The 17,457-nt window shown below is 63.1% G+C and carries 13 protein-coding genes; 4 read left to right on the forward strand and 9 right to left on the reverse strand.

The window, feature by feature from the left end:
* Positions 1–312: 312 nt before the first annotated feature.
* A complete protein-coding gene (locus H1204_RS17025) occupies positions 313–738 on the forward strand; it encodes a hypothetical protein (protein WP_180730986.1) in 426 nt (141 codons plus the stop codon).
* A 151-nt stretch (positions 739–889) separates the two neighbouring features.
* Here the strand turns inward: H1204_RS17025 and rpsU are convergent, their stop codons facing one another.
* Together rpsU and H1204_RS17035 are read right to left on the reverse strand one after the other, a co-directional pair.
* Complete coding sequence (rpsU, locus tag H1204_RS17030) at positions 890–1,102, reverse strand: 30S ribosomal protein S21 (protein ID WP_007581560.1); 213 nt, start codon at positions 1,100–1,102, stop codon at positions 890–892.
* 294 nt (positions 1,103–1,396) lie between these two features.
* Complete coding sequence (locus H1204_RS17035) at positions 1,397–2,338, reverse strand: aldo/keto reductase (RefSeq protein ID WP_180729196.1); 942 nt, start codon at positions 2,336–2,338, stop codon at positions 1,397–1,399.
* A gap of 239 nt (positions 2,339–2,577) precedes the next feature.
* Between H1204_RS17035 and H1204_RS17040 the strand changes: the two genes are divergently transcribed.
* From H1204_RS17040 to H1204_RS17050, 3 genes are all read left to right on the forward strand, one after another.
* Positions 2,578–3,396: a flagellin domain-containing protein gene (locus H1204_RS17040; protein WP_180729197.1), complete on the forward strand. Its 819-nt coding sequence runs from the start codon at positions 2,578–2,580 to the stop codon at positions 3,394–3,396.
* Between the two features lie 163 nt (positions 3,397–3,559).
* Positions 3,560–4,987, forward strand: a complete 1,428-nt coding sequence (fliD, locus tag H1204_RS17045) for a flagellar filament capping protein FliD (RefSeq protein WP_180729198.1) — start codon at positions 3,560–3,562, stop codon at positions 4,985–4,987.
* A gap of 33 nt (positions 4,988–5,020) precedes the next feature.
* On the forward strand, positions 5,021–5,314 hold the full coding sequence (locus H1204_RS17050; protein WP_243468526.1) for a flagellar protein FliT: 294 nt from the start codon (positions 5,021–5,023) through the stop codon (positions 5,312–5,314).
* A gap of 151 nt (positions 5,315–5,465) precedes the next feature.
* Here H1204_RS17050 and H1204_RS17055 read toward each other — a convergent pair whose 3' ends face one another.
* Genes H1204_RS17055 through H1204_RS17085 form a run of 7 tightly spaced genes read right to left on the reverse strand, consistent with a single transcriptional unit; the run spans position 5,466 to position 17,194 of the window.
* Positions 5,466–7,898: a glycosyltransferase family 41 protein gene (locus H1204_RS17055; protein ID WP_180729200.1), complete on the reverse strand. Its 2,433-nt coding sequence runs from the start codon at positions 7,896–7,898 to the stop codon at positions 5,466–5,468.
* Positions 7,899–7,929: 31 nt separating this feature from the next.
* On the reverse strand, positions 7,930–10,302 hold the full coding sequence (locus H1204_RS17060; protein ID WP_180729201.1) for a tetratricopeptide repeat protein: 2,373 nt from the start codon (positions 10,300–10,302) through the stop codon (positions 7,930–7,932).
* Positions 10,303–10,323: 21 nt separating this feature from the next.
* Entirely contained in the window at positions 10,324–11,529 is a 1,206-nt protein-coding gene (locus H1204_RS17065) for a class I SAM-dependent methyltransferase (RefSeq protein WP_180729202.1), read from the reverse strand.
* Positions 11,526–12,467, reverse strand: a complete 942-nt coding sequence (locus tag H1204_RS17070) for a UDP-glucuronic acid decarboxylase family protein (RefSeq protein ID WP_180729203.1) — start codon at positions 12,465–12,467, stop codon at positions 11,526–11,528. Before H1204_RS17070 ends, H1204_RS17065 begins: the two co-directional genes overlap by 4 nt.
* Complete coding sequence (locus tag H1204_RS17075; RefSeq protein ID WP_180729204.1) at positions 12,464–14,347, reverse strand: tetratricopeptide repeat protein; 1,884 nt, start codon at positions 14,345–14,347, stop codon at positions 12,464–12,466. Before H1204_RS17075 ends, H1204_RS17070 begins: the two co-directional genes overlap by 4 nt.
* Positions 14,344–16,470 (reverse strand): tetratricopeptide repeat protein, encoded by a 2,127-nt coding sequence (locus H1204_RS17080; protein WP_180729205.1) that lies wholly within the window; start codon positions 16,468–16,470, stop codon positions 14,344–14,346. Before H1204_RS17080 ends, H1204_RS17075 begins: the two co-directional genes overlap by 4 nt.
* A 34-nt stretch (positions 16,471–16,504) precedes the next feature.
* Positions 16,505–17,194 (reverse strand): glycosyltransferase, encoded by a 690-nt coding sequence (locus H1204_RS17085; RefSeq protein WP_180729206.1) that lies wholly within the window; start codon positions 17,192–17,194, stop codon positions 16,505–16,507.
* Positions 17,195–17,457 lie beyond the last annotated feature (263 nt).

Here is a 17,457-nt window from a genome sequence, read left to right on the forward strand (position 1 = left end):
TCGAACAAAGGTTGACGAGCGGAGCGGCGGCCATCCGTGCCCGCATTGAGCGCTAGCCAACATAACGGCTGACCTTTACCGTTTTCCGCTCGTTATAACTAATGCATGCGACGTCGTTCGACGCGCCTCCGGACGGGGATAGTCAGCCGGGCGTCGGCGGTGTCGCTGGTGCAAGGTGTGCGCTTCGCAAGCCGTGAATTGGGCGGTAAATGATGCTCTCGTCGCGGCTTCGGGCGTGAGCACATCACGGAATACTGTTGGCGATTGCACCAGAAACGAATGACCGCTGCGCAGTGCGCGGGGGAGACCCACATGAAAAATCATAACTTCCTGACACATCAGGAAATTTTCGACCGGGCAGTCGAGCATCTGTTCGGCCAGGGCCGCGCGGCGCTGCTGCCGCGCGGTGGCGGCGCCTACCGCGGTTATTGCGGCGGCTGCCCGGTCGGCAGCTTTATCCATCCGCGCGACTACATGACCGCGATGGAAGGCATTCCCGTGCGATACGTCGGCAAGATCGCTTCTGAAACGCCCATGTACATGGACGTCGGCGTGGCCGCGCTGAAGAAGGCGTTGTTGCGCTCGCGCCTGAACATCTACGATCCCGTCACCGTCGAGTTGCTCAGTTGCCTGCAAAACGTGCACGACGTTTTCGGGACTTGGGAATGGCGCGACCGGCTCCGCTCGATCGCCCGCCAATTCGTCCTTTCCGACGAACGCGTCAAAACGGCCGCCTGACATTCAGCGTCACGATCGGCGTCGATCGCGCGACGCTCCGCGCGCCCTGTTGGGCAAGCGCACTCAACCCTATAAACGAAAAACGGCGGTGTGGCTTCTTTCGAAGCTCACACCGCCGTTGGCGTGCTTTCGCGTACCGGAGGAAGCGTGCTTAGTGCAGCTTCTTCGGCAGCATCTGGCTGCGCAGGCGCTTGTGCAGGCGCTTCACTGCAGCTGCCTTCTTGCGCTTACGTGCCGTCGTCGGCTTTTCGTACGCCTGGCGCTCACGCAGTTCTGCGATCAGGCCATTTTTTTCGATTGCGCGGCGGAAGCGGCGGATTGCCACTTCGAACGGCTCGTTTTCCTTCAGAAGAATCGTCGTCATGTAATTCCTAAAAACGCTTGATACGGTTAATGGCGTGGCGGTCAACCCACTCACGCGCCGGCCCTCCGGTCGTTTCAGACTGGCGAAGCACAACTGAAACGAGAGGCAATGCGGCCACGGAGGCCGGAAAAGAGAGGTGGGAGTTCACCGCGAAACGCGGGCAGCGCACGTTGCGGCGCCGCGCCTAGCTAGCGTTTCGCCACCAGTAACCCATGACGAAACGAGCAAAGATCTCAATTCACTCCCGATCATACCAGGAAATTCGCTTTCAGACCAGCATTTTAGCGATTCTGTTCAGGCACTTGCGTCGTTCAATATGCGCAAATCGGCGTCGGTGAGCGTCAAATGCACCGCTGCGACAAGACTTTCCAGCTGTTTGACCGACGTTGCGCTGGCGATCGGCGCCGTGATGCTCGGCCGCGCTATCAGCCATGCCAGCGCCACCGAAGCAGGCGTACTGCCGTGCCGCTGCGCCACTTCGTCGAGTGCATTGAGGATCGCGAAGCCGCGTTCATTCAGATAACCCTCGACCTTCCGGCCACGCGCGCTTTTCGACAGATCGTCGCGCGAACGGTACTTTCCCGACAGAAAGCCGCTCGCGAGGCTGTAATAGCAGACGACGCCCAGCCGCGCGGCGAGCGCAACCGGTTCTAGATCGGTTTCATAGGCCGCGCGGTCGTACAGGTTGTACTCCGGCTGGATCACCTGATATTGCGGCAGGCCGTTGTCCCGCGCGATCTGCAGCGCTTCCTGCAAGCGCGCGCCGCCGTAGTTCGACGCGCCGATCACCCGCAGCTTGCCCGCTTCGACCAGCTGCTGATACGCGCCCAGCGTTTCCGCGAGCGGCGTCTCCTCGTCGTCGAGATGCGAGAAATACACGTCGATATAGTCCGTCTGCAGGCGCCGCAGCGAATCTTCAACAGCCGCGCGGATGTTGCCCGCCGACAATCCCTTGCGGCTTCCCAGCATGCCGACCTTGGTCGACAGCACGATTTTGTCGCGCTTGCCCGACTTCGCGAACCACTTGCCGATGATCGTCTCCGACTCGCCGCCGTGATTGTCCGGCACCCAGGCGGAATAGACGTCGGCGGTATCGATGAAATTCAGGCCGGCGTCGGAGAACGCGTCGAGGATGGAGAACGACGTCGCTTCGTCGGCCGTCCAGCCGAACACATTTCCGCCGAACATCAGCGGCGCGACCTGCAATTGCGACGTGCCGAGATTGCGTTTCTGCATGACATCTCCACGAGCAAAGAATGCGGGCCAACAAGGATACGCCGTCTTGACATTCGTCACAGACGCCCCCGCGCGTACCCGCGCCGCACCCATGCGCCCCCAAATTTCGCTAGATCGCCCCTAAAGTTTTCTTCTGAGCACGCCGTCAACCAGGACAGGCGGCGACGCAAAGCATACGTTGAGCGCGACGCCGAACCAAAACAGCCTATATCTCAGGCGTTTTAAAACGAGGACGCAAAATGCTGAACATCAACACCAACATCGCTTCGCTGACCGCGCAGAACAACCTGTCGGGTTCGCAAAGCGCACTGTCGCAGGCGATCAACCGCCTGTCGTCGGGCAAGCGTGTGAACACCGCTGCTGACGACGCGGCAGGTCTCGCGATCGCGACGTCGCAAACGGCATCGATCAACGCTCTGACGCAAGGTGCAGCTAACGCCAACAACGGCATTTCGATGGTGCAAACCACGAACGGCGCACTGCAATCGGTCGTCGACAACCTGCAACGTATCCGCCAGCTGGCTGTGGAAGCAGGCGACGGCTCGCTCGACTCGAACGCACTGGCTAACCTCCAGTCGGAAGTGTCGACCCGTCTGACGGAAATCACCCGCGTCGCGCAACAAACGACGTTCAACGGCCAGAAGGTTCTGACCGGTATCAGCTCGGTCAACTTCCAGATCGGCGCATTCAACGGCCAGCAGATCACGGCGAACTTCGGTTCGCAGGCATGGGATTCGACGAGCCTCGGCATCAACGCGCTGAGCGTTTCGACGGCATCGGCAGCTCAGTCAGCAATGAGCACGATCGACAACGTCCTGACGAGCGTCAACACCTTCCAGGCAACGCTGGGTGCAACGCAGAACACGTTCCAGGCTGCAATCTCGACGACGCAAACGCAAGCAACGAACATGAGCGCAGCACGTTCGCAGATCACCGACGCAGACTTCGCGACGGAAACGGCGAACCTGTCGAAGGCTCAGGTTCTGCAACAAGCTGGTATCTCGGTGCTCGCGCAAGCGAACTCGATGCCGCAGCAAGTTCTGAAGCTTCTCCAGTAAGACTGACGACTAGCGGCGTGCAGCACGGCGCCGCGACCCGGAGCCGCGGCTCGCGCCCGGCTTCGGTACGCAACTGGATCGCATGGTTGGGAGGTTCGCCTCCCATCATGCATTTGCAAGCCACGAACAAACGTCATCCTGTTTCGCCAATCGGAGCACCCGCATGACCACCACGTCGACTTCGACTTCATCAAGTGACATCACCTCCCTGCTACAGCAGGCGGCACAGTCCATTATCAGTGGCTCGACCAAGTCGACCCTCGATGTCAACTCTCTGGTGTCGGCGCTCGTAACGGCGAAAACAGCGGCCCAAACGGCGCAAATCACGACCAAGCAGACTTCGGACAACGCCGAAATCTCTGCAATCGGCAAGATCAAATCGGCACTCTCGTCGTTGCAGACCGCACTGAGCGGCCTGTCGGACGGTACGGCGCTCAACCAGCTCGCAGTCGCTGTCAGCGGCACGGGCGTCACGGCAACGGCTGCTCCTGGCAGCGGCGCGGTGGCTGGCAACTACACGCTCGCCGTCACCAACATCGCGACGGCGAACAAGATTTCCTCGCAGGCTTTCGCTTCGAACGCGCCCCTCGGCAGCGGCACGCTGACGGTCGGCGTCGGCACCAGCACAATGTCGATCAACGTCTCGTCGACCGACACGCTGGCAAGCATCGCCAACTCGATCAACACGGCAAACAACAATCCTGGTGTGTCGGCCGCCGTCATCACGGCAGCGGACGGCCAGCACCTCGTGCTGACCTCGACGCAGACGGGCCAGGCCAACCAGGTCACGATATCGGCAGGCACGGGCGTCAACGCCGGCCTGAACACGGCAAGCTTCACGCAGGTCACGCCCGGCGCGGACGCGAAGTTCTCGATCGACGGCAACGCGGTCACGAGCGCAACCAACACCATCACGTCGGCACTCACGGGCGTCAGCATCGACATCTCGGGCGCGTCGGCAAGCAGCACGCAAACGATCTCGATCACCAACGACACGGCGGCTTCGACGAAAGCGATCAACGATTTCGTCACCGCCTACAACAACTACATCACGACCGAAACGGGCCTGACGTGGGACCCCACGCAGGCGACGGGCTCGCAGGCCGGGGCGCTGCTCGGCGATTCGATGACGAATACGATCACGAACGGTCTGGGTGGCTTGATCGGCGGTGGCATTTCCGTCGGCGGCAAGACTTTCAGCCTGTCGTCGATCGGCATCAACCTGCAGCACGACGGCACGCTGTCGGTCGATTCGACCACGCTGCAGAACGCGCTGACCAGCAACAGCTCGGCCGTCGCATCAGTATTCAACACGACGAACGGCATCGGCACGACGCTGAACTCGTTCATCAACACGTACACGCAGACGAGCGGCACGATCGACCAACGCACGCAGGCCCTGAACACCGACCTGAGCAATCTGTCGGATCAGGCGACGCAGCTCACGAACTATCAGAGCCAGTTGACCGATCAGTACAATGCGCAGTTCTCGGCGCTGAACACGCTGATGACGACGATGCAGAACAACACGGCCTACCTGAACCAGTTGTTCGGCGGCGGCGGCCTGTCGGGCTCGCTGAACGCGAAGTAACGCGGACAGACACGCCGCTCAATGGAACATACGATGAACGACTCTCTGACTCGCGCACTGGACCTGACCCGCGCTCTGGAACACGCGGTTTCGCAACAAGACTGGGTGCGTGCGTCGGCGATCGTCGAAGAGCGCTCGCCGCTGCTGATGTCGCTGCGCCCGGAACAGACGCCCGAAGCGCTCGACAAGATCCGCACGATCCAGCGCATCGACGCCGGCATTTCAGCGCAGGCTCGCAACGGCATGGACCGGCTTTCCGACCGGCATGGCAATGCGCTTCAGCGCATCAAGTCGGTGAGCATGTATCACACGACGGGCATGCTCTGAAGCCACAGATCTGAAGAACGCCGCGCGACGTATTGAAGACGAATTGCGCGGATTGACAAAGCTGCAGCGATGCAGCTTTTTTTTGCCTGCTTCGAGGCGTGATGTCCGCGACTACGCCGCGCAGGCGCAATCGCAGATTCCAGAGCGGGATTTACTTCACGTCTTGCTCGTACACGCGCCACATGCCGTCGAGCGCATCCTCGAAGTTGCGCGCGAACCGGCGCGCATCGCACATCGGCGATGCGAGCACCTGCTCACGCATTCCCGCGCGCAGGTTCGCCAGCGCATCGACGTCGGACGCCAGTTCGCAGACCTTTTCGACGTAACCCGCCTGATCGTCGCAGATCCACTCGCCGAACCCCGCCGAATGCAGCACGCTCTCGCAGATATGGCCGAGGAAGCGGTCGCCTTTCATCGCCACGACGGGCACGCCCATCCATAGCGCTTCAGCCGTCGTCGTGCCGCCCGGATACGGGAAAGGACTGAGCACGATATCGATGCGATTGAACGTCTCCAGGTATTCCTTGCGCCTGGAGCCGCCCTCGAGCACGAGTTGTGAAGCGTCGATGCCGCGCGCGGCGAAACGCGCGCAGGTCGCGTCGGCGACATGCTTCCTGTCAAGTTCATGCGCCTTGATGAGGAGGCGCGAACCGGGCACGTGATGCAACACGCGCGCCCACAGTTCGAGCACTTCGTCCGTCATCTTCGCGAGCTTGCCGAGATAGCCGAAGGTGATGAAACCGTTCGACTGCATCGGCAGCGGGCGGACGGCGATGTCGTGCTCGGGCGGCGTCATGCACAGATAGCCGTCGGGCAGATGCCAGGGCTTTTCGATGAAGTGATGCGCTTCTTCAGGCGGCAGCACGTAGCGATCGCCGAGCATGTAGTCGATCTGCGCGACGCCAGTCGATGCAAAGAAGCCAAGCCACGTTACCTGAACGGGCGCCGGCTTCATCGCGAACACGGGCAGGCGGTTGAACGCGGTGTGGCCCGCCATGTCGAGCAGGATATCGATGCCGTCGTCGAAGATGCGCTGCGCCGCCGCGTCGCGCGACAGTTTCCACAGCGGCGTCCATGCGTCGAATAGTGGCCTGAGGCGCAGTGTCGTGTCGTCGACGACGTCGCTGGTCGGATAGGCGATCAGTCCGACGCGTAGCGGATCGATGTGACGCAGCACGCTCTCGGTGAAAATGCCGACGGGATGCGTGCGCAAGTCGCCCGAAACAAAGCCGACGCGCAACGGCCGCTTGCCGCGCGGCACGCGCCGATGCATGAACTGCGTGACGTTCGCCGCGATCCGCTTACCAAAATAGACGGCATCGGCCAGATACGCGTCGACCGGCCGTTGCGACATGCTCGCCTCGCAAAACAGCAGCGCCGTATGCGCGATGTCGGCATCCGGCGACCGCTCGATCGCGCTGCGATAGCTGCTCGCGGCCGCTTCCAGATCGCCCAGCGACCGCAGCACGTCGCCGAGATTGATGTGCATTCGGGCCGAACCATCCTTGCGCGCGAGCGCCGTGCGCGCATAACGCAACGCGTCGTCCGAACGCTCCGTTTTCAGATACGCAACCGCGAGATTGTGATGAACTTCGGCGTCGTCGTCGGTGAGTCCGACGGAACGCTGATAGCTGTCGATCGCCTCATCGTAGCGGCCCAGCCCGTACCACGCGTTGCCGAGCGTCGCGTAGGCTTCGGCGAGTGTCATGCGAGATGCCGTGGCCGCGCCGCCCTGATAAGAATCGACGATAGTCTGTGCGAGTTGCATCGCCTTCGAATAGTGATGCGCGGCCGGCCCGTGCTCGCCCGCATCGCGCAGCGTGTTGGCGAGATTGTTGTGCACGCCGGGCTGCTCAGGATCTAGCTTGATCGACCGTTTCAGACTCGCCGCGGCTCCTGCGAGATCGCCGCGCGCCAGCAGCAGTGTGCCGAGACTGTTATGAAACAGCGCACGGTCCGGTTCGAATGCAATCGCGGCCTGATAGCTGTCGATCGCCTCGTCGTACTTGCCGAGCTCCATCAGCGCGTTGCCGAGGTTGTTGTGCGCGTCCGCGTACTCGTGCCTGAACGCGATCGCCTTGCGATACGCGAGCACCGCGCTATCGACCTCGCCGAGATCCTTCAGCGCGTTGCCGAGGTTGTTATACGCTTCGGCGTAACCAGGCCGCAATTCGATGGCTTGCGCGCTGCTGCGCATCGCCGCATCTGGCTGACGATCTTCGCGCAGCGCATTGCCGAGATTGTTGTGCGCTTCCGCGTAACCCGGATTGAGCGCCACGGCCTCGCGATAACTGTCGATCGCCTGCTTCAGCTGACCGTGCTCGCGCAATGCGTTGCCGAGGTTGTTGTGGTAGATCGCGTTCGGCAGAATCGCGATCGACTGGCGCATCAGCGTGATGCCCGCGTCATGTTGTTGAATCTGACAGGCGAGCAGCCCGAGAAAATGCAGCGCATCCGAATGGCGGGGATTGACGCGCAGGATCTCGTCGTAGATCGCCTTGGCTTCGGCGAGCCGCCCGGCTTGATGATGCGCAAGCGCCGTGTTGAGAAGGTTAGCGTGATCCACTGTGATCCTTTGGTTCATCGGAGGCGAGGCAAGCGCCGCCCACCTCGCGTCATGCAGCGTGCCGCGCGACGTACTGCGCCCACATGCCTTCGAATGCTGCTTTGAGATTCTTCGAGAAGCGCCGTGCATCGCACAGCGGCGACGCGAGCGTCTGCGCGCGCAAGCCTGCGCGCAACGCGCCAAGCCGTTCCGGTTGCGCGGCCCAGGCACGGGCTAGCGCGAGGTATTGGCCTTCGTCGAGCGCGATCCATTCGGACAGTCCCGCCGCGCACAGCACGCTCTCGCAGATATGCGTGACGAACCGATCGCCCTTGAGCGCGACGACAGGCGTGCCCATCCACAGCGCTTCCGCCGTCGTGGTGCCGCCAGGATACGGAAACGGACTCAGCATGATGTCAACGCGGTTGTACGACGCGAGATACTCGTGTCGCGGCGAGCCGCCTTCGAGAACCAGACGCGATGCGTCGATGCCCTGCGCGGCGAATTTCTCTGTCGTTGAACACCGCGCGTGCTCAGCGCCCAGCTGGTGCGATTTCATCATCAGCTTAGCGCCCGGCACGGCATGCAGAATGCGCGACCACTCGGCAATCACGTTCGGCGTGACCTTCCCGAGCTTGCCGAAATAGCCAAACGTCGTGTAGCCGTTGAGCGTCATCGGCAATGGACCGACTGTCACATCGTCGCTCGGCGGCGTGAAGCATAGGTAGCTGTCTGGCAGCCACCAAGTCTTCTCGACGTAATGCGACTCTTCATCGACGGGCAGCACATACGGATCGCCGAGCACGTAGTCGATTTCGCTCAACCCCGTCGTGCCGAAGTAGCCGAGCCAGCTCACCTGCACAGGCGCGGGCTTCCACGAGAACACGGGCAAACGGTTGTGCACCGTGTGGCCCGACAGGTCGACGAGTATGTCGATGTGATCGTCGCGAATCATCTGCACGGCCTGTTCGTCGGGCACGTTCACGAAGCTGCGCCATGCGGTGAAGCGCTGCTTCAGGCGAGCCGTGATGTCGTCTTCGCTCGCGCGGGTCGAATAGGCGATCAGATCGAAGCTGCCGTCCGCGAAACGCTCCATCACCGATTCGATGAAAATTCCCACGGGATGTAGTTGCAGATCGCCGGACACGAAACCGATCCGCAGCTTGCGTCCGTCATTACGCGGCGCCGGATGTTCGCAGCGCCGCGCACGCGCGGCCATGCGCGCACCGAATTCACGCGCCGCCGCCAGCGTGACGGAAGGCGAAGTCGGCGCATGAGTCGCGAGTTCGAAAAGCAGCCGGGTGTGGGCGAGTTCCATTTCACCGTCGAGCGCGATGCCGCGTCGATAGTTCGCAATCGAGCCATCCGCGTCGCCGAGCAGGCTCAGCGCGTCACCGAGATTCACATGCGGCACAGCCGAATGCGGTTCCAGTTCGACCGCCTTTTGCGCACTCTTGAGCGCTTCATCGGCGCGGCGCTGTTTGAGCAGCGCGACAGCCAGCCGATGATGCGCGTGCCCATCGCGCGGTGCGAGTTCGGTCGCCGTCTGGTAACAGAGCATCGCCGCGTCGAGCTTGTCGCCCCACTCGTACGTATCGCCCAGTTCCAGATAACCCGACGCATCCTTGGGTGCGAGCTGCACTGCGCTCGTCAGCGCTTGCGCCGCTTCGTCCCAGCGCTCGCGACCGCGCAGCCATTGCGCCAGCTTGCGATGACGCGCGGCGTCGGCGGGATCGAGTTGCGCGGCGCGTTGCAACACGGCGATGGCCGCGTCCGCGTCGCCGCTCGCGTGCAACAGCGTCGCGAGACTGTCGTGACTGTCTACGCGGTTCGGATCGAGCGCGATCGCACGCCGGAACGCGGCAATCGACTCGTCCGCGTTGCCTCGCCCCGCCTGTGCGCGCGCGAGATTGCTGAACGCGTCCGCGTAGTCGGGCCGGAACGACACGGCCTTACCGTACGCGAGCACCGCGTTGTCTAGATCGCCGAGATCTCTCAGAGCGTTGCCGAGATTGTTGTAGGCCTCCGCATAGCCGGGCCGCAACTCGATCGCCTTCGCGCAACTCAGCATCGACGCGTTGGCGTCGCCCGCAGCGCGCAGCGCGTTGCCGAGGTTGTTGTGCGCTTCCGCGTAATCGGGACGCAGCGTCACGGCATGATGGTAGCCTTCAATCGCTTCGCCGAGTTGGCGGCGTCCGAGCAACACGTTGCCGAGGTTGTTGTAGTAGACGGCATTCGGATTCGCGGCAATCGACGCGTGCATCAACGCGATGCCCGCATCCACGCGATTCGTCTGGCACGCCAGCAGCCCGGAGAAATGCAGCGCGTCGGATTGCGCGGGCTCCCTTTGCAGAATGGCGTCGTAAAGCGCTTGCGCATCGGCGAGCCGTCCCGCCTGATGGTGGGCGAGCGCGGCGTTCAAAAGACTCGGAATGTCGTGCATATTCAAACGTCCCGGTCTCGCTCAATAAGGATGCGACTGCGCGAAGAAATCGACGAGACCGCCGTCGTGCTCGATCATCACGCTCTTCGTCGCGATGCCTTCGCGCGTCATTTCGGCGATGATGTCGCGGGCGCGCCATTGCGTCGGAATCACGATCACGTCGACATCGGTCTGCTTCAGCACGTCGCGGAACTCGATCCGCTGTCCCGTGCCGGGCACGAAGGTGCCGACCTTGCCCGGGTCCGAATCGACGACGAGCGGAAAGCGCTCGGCATCCGCGCCGAAGTGATGAATGAACGCCGCCGCCTTGCCCGTGCCGCCCCAGATGGCAACGCGTTTGCCCGACGCGCTCAGTTGCGACAACTGCTGCGCGATGGTCGCGCGGCTCGTCACGGTGCGCGCGGCAAAGCGCGTCGCGGCTTCCGCGCGCGAGCGCGCATGCGCGGGCACCGCCAGCTTCACGAGCGCGTAGACGACTTCGCCGTCGTAGCCGTGATCGAGCGTGACGATTTCGCCGGCACGCGACATCAGCGCGCGGAACGATTCCGTCGTGAAGTGCGATACGTGCTCGTAGAAGAAGTCGGCGAGACGCTGCGTGTCGAATACGCGGTCGATACATGGCACTTCGGCGAACAGCCAGCTCTCCTTGCCCGTCGACACTGCGCCCCAGGCCAGCGCTTCGATGAGCCGCGCCGGTTCCGTCAGATGCTCGAGCACATGACGAATCACGACGGCGTCCGGCTCGAACGCCTTCATATCCGCGAGCGGCTCGAACAGGCGTGGATGAAACTCGACGCCCAATCCCGTCTCAGGCGTCGCATTCGGATCAAAGCCGATGAAGCGGCCGCCCGGCCGTGCCTCCGCGAGTCCGCGCACGAAGTGTCCTTCGCCGCAACCGATCTCGACGACGTTCGGCGCATCGGGCAGCCGCGACAGCACGAGATCGCGCGTGTCCGCGAGATGGCCTTTCCAGATGCTGCCGTTGTTGAACATCCGGTTCGGATTGCTTTGATACGGAATGGCGTCGTACTCGAAGCGGTGATTCCATACGTGCGTGCACGACGGGCATTGCACGAAATCCTGCGCGTGACGTGGCAGCGCTTGCGCGGCATCCGCCGACCCGGGCCACGCGAGCGTTGCCAGAGTCTGCTCGCCTGCCGGGAAAAAGCGCGCGGCGACGGTGTTCGAGCAAACGGGGCAAACCGCTTCAATCAGATCGCAACTCATTGCTTCACTACCTTTTTGAAGTACGCGATGGTCTCCTTGAGACCGTCTTCGAGCATCACACCCGGCTCCCAGTCGAGATGCTGGCGAGCCTTCGCGATGTCGGGACGCCGCTGCACCGGGTCGTCCGACGGCAGCGGCCGATATTCGATGCGCGAGCGAGAGCCTGTCAGACGCAGCACTGTTTCCGCCAGTTCGCGGATCGTGATTTCGCTCGGATTGCCGATGTTGAACGGCCCCGGCTCGCCTTCGTGATCCATCAGGCGCATCAGGCCTTCGACGAGATCGTCGACATAGCAAAACGAGCGCGTCTGGCTGCCGTCTCCGTATAGCGTGATCGGCTCGCCCTGCAGCGCCTGCATGATGAAGTTCGAGACCACGCGGCCATCGTCGGGACGCATGCGCGGGCCGTACGTATTGAAGATCCGCGCGATGCGAATGTCGACGCCATGCTGGCGGTGATAGTCGAAGAACAGCGTTTCCGCGCAGCGCTTACCTTCGTCGTAGCACGCGCGCGGGCCGTTCGGGTTCACATTGCCCCAATACGTTTCCGGCTGCGGATGCTGCTGCGCGTCGCCGTAGACTTCGCTCGTCGAGGCCTGCAGGATGCGCGCGCCGCAGCGCTTCGCGAGCCCGAGCATATTGATCGCGCCGAGCACGGCCGTCTTCACCGTCGATACGGGATCGCTCTGGTAATGCACGGGGCTCGCCGGGCACGCCATGTTGAACACGCGGTCCGCTTCGACATAGAGCGGCAGCCACACGTCATGGCGAATCACTTCGAAATTCACCTGGCCGATCAGGTGGTGAATGGTCTCCTTGCTGCCTGTGTGAAAGTTGTCGACGCACATCACGTCGTGACCGGCTGCCACCAGCCGGTCACACAGATGCGAGCCGAGAAACCCCGCGCCGCCCGTAATCAGGACCGACTGTGCGCTCACTGCGCCGCCTCCGCGACCTGCGCGACGCGCTGCTCCCACATGCCGTGCAGCGCGGCTTCGAGATTGCGCGCGAAGCGCGTCGCGTCGCACAGCGGCGAGGCGAGCAGTTGCGCGCGCAGATTGCCGCGCAGCGCGGACAGCCGTTCGCGATCCGCGGCAAAGGCGACGGCTTTGTCGACGTAGGCGGCATCGTCGGCGGCGATCCAGTCGGCGAGGCCTGCCGTGTGGCACATCGTTTCCGCAATGTGCGTGACGAAGCGATCGCCCTGGCGAACCAGCACGGGCACACCCATCCAGAATGCTTCGGCCGTCGTCGTGCCGCCGCCGTACGGGAACGGGCTGAGCATCATGTCGACACGGCGATAGGCGGCGAGGTACGCGTCGCGCGCCGAGCGATCTTCGATAATCAGCCGCGACGCCGGAACACCACGCATCGCGAACCGGCGCACGAACGCATCGCGCACGTGCGCGTCGTCGAACTGGCCGGACTTGAGGAACAGCGTGGCGCCGGGCACTTTTTGCAGCAGTGTCGACCACACGCCGACGACATGATCCGTGACCTTCGTCACGTTGCCGAAATAGCCGAACGTGATGTGACCGTTCGTGAGCATCGGCAGCGTGCCGGTTTCGACGGGAACGGCGGGCGGCGTGAAGCACAGATAGCTGTCGGGCAGACGCCAGGGCTTTTCGACGAAATGCGCTTCGTCCGCTTCGGGCAGCACATGCGCGTCGCCGAGGATGTAGTCGATCGCGCGCACGCCCGTGCTCGCGAAATAACCAGGCCACGTGACCTGCACAGGTGCGGGCTTCCACGCGAAAAGCGGCAGACGGTTATACGTGCTGTGGCCCGATGCGTCGATCAGGATATCGATAGCGTCGGCACGAATGCGCTTCGCGGCCGCCTCATCGCGGACACCCGCGATGCTGGTCCATGCAGAGAAGGACGGCTTGATGCGGGCGGTCAGTTCGTCTTCGACGTCGCGCGTCGGATAGGCGACCAGTTGCACGCGCGACGCATCGAGATTCGCGAGCACGCTTTCGATGAAATAGCCGACGGGATGCTTCTTCAGATCGCCAGACACAATGCCGACGCGCAGCGGACGGTCCGCCCGCGTTCCCGTATCGGTCAGCCACATCGTGAACGGCGTTGCAGACGCTTCCACCGAGTCGCCGAAGCGCAGCGCTTCTTCCAGATACGCTTGCGGCGTCGTCTGCTGCCGGTAGTTCAGTGCGAACAGCAGATTGCTGCGCGGCTCCGTGAAGTCAGGACGCAGCGCGCTCGCGGTGCTCCACGCTTCGATAGCGGCATCGAGCTCGTCGAGTTCCATCAGCGTGTTCGCCAGATTGTTGTACGCGCCCGCGTGATCGGGCTTCAGGTTGATCGCCTGGCAGAACGCCTGCACGGCACCGTGATGATCCTTCAACGCGCGCAGCGCATTACCGAGGTTGTTGTGCGCATCGACATATTCCGGCTGCAGCACGAGCGCCTGGCGGAAGCATTCGGCCGCGGCGGCAGGCCGGTTGTTCGACTGCATCACGTTGCCGAGGTTGTAGAAGTAGAACGCCTGCGGATTGCGCGTGACGGCCGCCATGATGAGGTCGCAGGCCGTCTTGTACTGGCCGAACTCGTGCGCGATCAGGCCGAGCAGATGCATCGCGTCCGCGTGGTTCGAGTCGACCGCGAGAATCTGGCGATACAACGTCTCCGCTTCGTCGAAGCGCTCGGCTTCGTGATGTGCGACGGCGGCTTGCAGCATCGACGCGATGCGCTCCTGGGCTGCCGCGTCGGGTGCCGCTTGCGGCTGCGGCGCCGTGCCGAAGTTGGCCGGCACGGGAATGCGCTGCCACGAGCCGTTGTGGTTCTGATTGAAGTCTGTCATGCAAAATTGCGCTCCGCGTGCTGGCGGGCGTCTCCTGATGAATGTCGATCCGGTTGGGCGGACTGCCCGTTGTCTGCCTGCTGGCACGCGGCGTGGCGCGCCCACATGCCGTGAAATGCGTCTTCCAGATGGCCCGCGAAGCGCGGTGCGTCGCACAGCGGCGAAGCGAGCAGGCGTTCCCGCAAGGTGCTTCTGAGCGACGCCAATGCGTCGCGCTGCGCGCTGAAGTGCACGGCTTTGGCGACGTAGTCTTCGTTGCCGTTCGCGATCCACTCGGGCAGGCCCGCCGTGTTCACGATGCTTTCTCCAACATGCGACAGAAAGCGGCCACCGCGGCGCGTCAGTACGGGTACACCCATCCACAGCGCTTCGATGCTCGTCGTGCCGCCCGCATACGGGAACGGATCGAGCGCGATGTCGACACGCCGGTACGCGGCGAGCAATTCGGGGCGCGGCGACTGCCCTTCGAGCACCAGTCGCGCGCCGTCAATGCCGCGTGCGGCAAAACGTTCGAGCGTGGCTTTCTGCACGGCCGGGTCGTCGAGCTGGCGTGTCTTCAGCAACAGACGCGAATCGGGCACGGCGTCGAGCACGCGCGACCACAACGCGACGACTGCATCGTTGAGCTTCACCAGATGGTTGAAGCAGCCGAACGTGATTGCGCCGTTCGCGCTCGCGGGCAACGGGCCGACCTCGATATCGAAGGGCGGCGGCGTGAAGCACAGATAGCTGTCGGGCAGATGCCACGGCGCTTCGACGAATTGCGATGCCTCGTCGTGCGGCAGCACGTAGCGGTCGGCGATCACGTAGTCGATCGCGGCGAGGCCGGTGGTGGCGAAGTATCCGAGCCACGTGGCCTGCACGGGCGCGGGCTTCCATGCGAACACGGGCAAGCGGTTGTGATTCGTGTGGCCCGACAGGTCCACAAGAATATCGATCGCGTCGTCGTGAATGCGGCGCGCGCACGCTTTGTCGTCGAGGCGCGAGACGTCGTTCCACGCGCTGAACTGCGGCATCAGGCGCTGCGACACCGCGTCATCGCGCTTGCGCGTCGCGTAGGCGACGGGTTCGATGCGCGCGCGGTCCAGATGAGCGAGCACGCTCTCGAGGAAAAAGCCGACGGGATGCGAGTTCAGATCGCCGGAAACGAAGCCGACGCGCAGCGGCTTCGCGGCATCGTGCGCATTGACCGTGTGCTGGAAGCGTTGCGCCTTCGCCGACTGCGACTGGCCGAACGCGCGCGCTTCGTCGCATTGCTCCTGCAACGTCACGTCTGGGCGCGTGTTGAGGAGCAGCAGCAGATTGCTATGCGCGTGCGCGAAGCCGGGGTCTAGAGCGATGGCCTGACGGTAACTCACCGTCGCCTGTTCGAGCAGGCCCTGATCGCGTAGCACGTTGCCGAGATTGCTGTGCAGCGACGCACGGCCCGGTTCGAGTGCGAGCGCGCGGCGATAAGCATCCGCGGCGCTCGCCGCGCGGCAGTACTTCTCCAGGATGTTGCCGACGTTGTTGTGCGCGTTCGCGTCGTTCGGGTTCAGCGCAAGCGCCTTGATGTAGCTGTCGAGCGCCTCTTCGTCGCTGCCGAGATCGAGCAGCGCATTGCCGAGATTGATCCACCCTTGCGCCAGTTCCGGCTTGAGCCTGACCGCCTGCTTGCAGGACACGATCGCAGCCGCCGAGTCGCCCAACTCGCGCAGCGTGTGGCCGAGGTTGCTGTGCGCTTCAGCATAGCCGGGCGCGAGCAGGAGCGCCGCGTGATACGCGTCAAGTGCGCCCTGATGGTTGCGCGCGCGCCCGCGCATGTTGCCGAGGTTGTTCAGGTAGATCGCGTTTGGACGCAACTGGATCGACTGTTCGATCAATCCGATGCCCTCCGGCACATTGCCCACGTCGCATACGAGCACGCCAAGGAAGTGCAGCGCATCGGCGTGCGGGCCGTCGTGCTGGAGAATCTGTTTGTAAAGGTCGGCAGCTTCGCCCGCGCGCCCAGCCTGATGATGCGCGAACGCGGCGTGCAGCGCGGCGGCGGCATCGAACGCGTGCAACGGCGTAGGCGCGTGCGCCGTCCCGTCCATTTGGACGTCGCCGTTCTTGCACGATTCGTGACCGGCTGGCGCTTGCATCGATGGTCCTCGTATGACGCTGACGTCGGCGTGCTTACACGCCCATGTACTTCTGCATATAGCGCTCGTAGCCGCCGCGCCATGCCGGACTGCCGAACGATCCCCCGCTTTCGTGAACGACGCTCATCGGCCACGTTCCCATGCGCAATCCTCGCGACTCTGCCTGGCGGCAGAAGTCGAGGTCGTAGAAATGAAAGTCGAAGCGCTCGTCGAACATCAGGCCGCTTTCGATCAGGCGCTCACTGTCCGCGGCGAGAAGCAGGCCGTCGAGCAGCTTGCATTCGCGTCCGGGCGGCCCGTAGATGGACATGTTCGCGCACGGAAAGCCCTCGCCGTGCCCGACGACGCCGCTCAGGTACTGCGCTTCATCACGCGTCAAGGCTGCGTCCTTGAAGAACCACGACGGCTGGCCCGGCAGGCGGCGCGTGTTGCCCGCAAGACCGACTATGTCGAATTGCGTCACCGCTTCGCGAATACGATCCATCCAGTAGAAGTCGCACAGATGCAGATCGTCGTGCAGAAAGACCAGGATGGCCGGGTCGTTGCGGGACTGCTCGATTGCGTAGTTGTAGATCGACGAAAGACCGGCCCGGTTGTTTTCGAACAGCATCAGTTGCGGCGGCGTCGCATGGCGAAACAGCGCGAGCGAACGGCCGAGTGCGGTCTTCTGCGGGAAATCGTCGTAAGAGGTACGCGTGCCGCAAACCAAGCGAATGGGCTTCATGAAAACGGAATACAGAAAAGGTGTCGATCGAGCGCGCGGGCGTCGTCACGGGACAGCGCGGCCGCGTGATGGCGGACGCGCTGCCGACAGGACACGCGTCGGCTTCAAGGGAAACTCGACCTGCAATGAGCTACCGTGACGCTATTCTGTTCGCGAGGCTCGCAAGGTGATTGGTGGATCAGATGGAGTTTATGGCCGTATTTCGGGGGACTGTGGTGGGGCAATAGACAGGCAAGGCACGGAATAACCCGGAAACACCAGTC

The organism is Paraburkholderia sp. PGU19 (assembly GCF_013426915.1).
Taxonomy (GTDB): Bacteria; Pseudomonadota; Gammaproteobacteria; order Burkholderiales; family Burkholderiaceae; genus Paraburkholderia.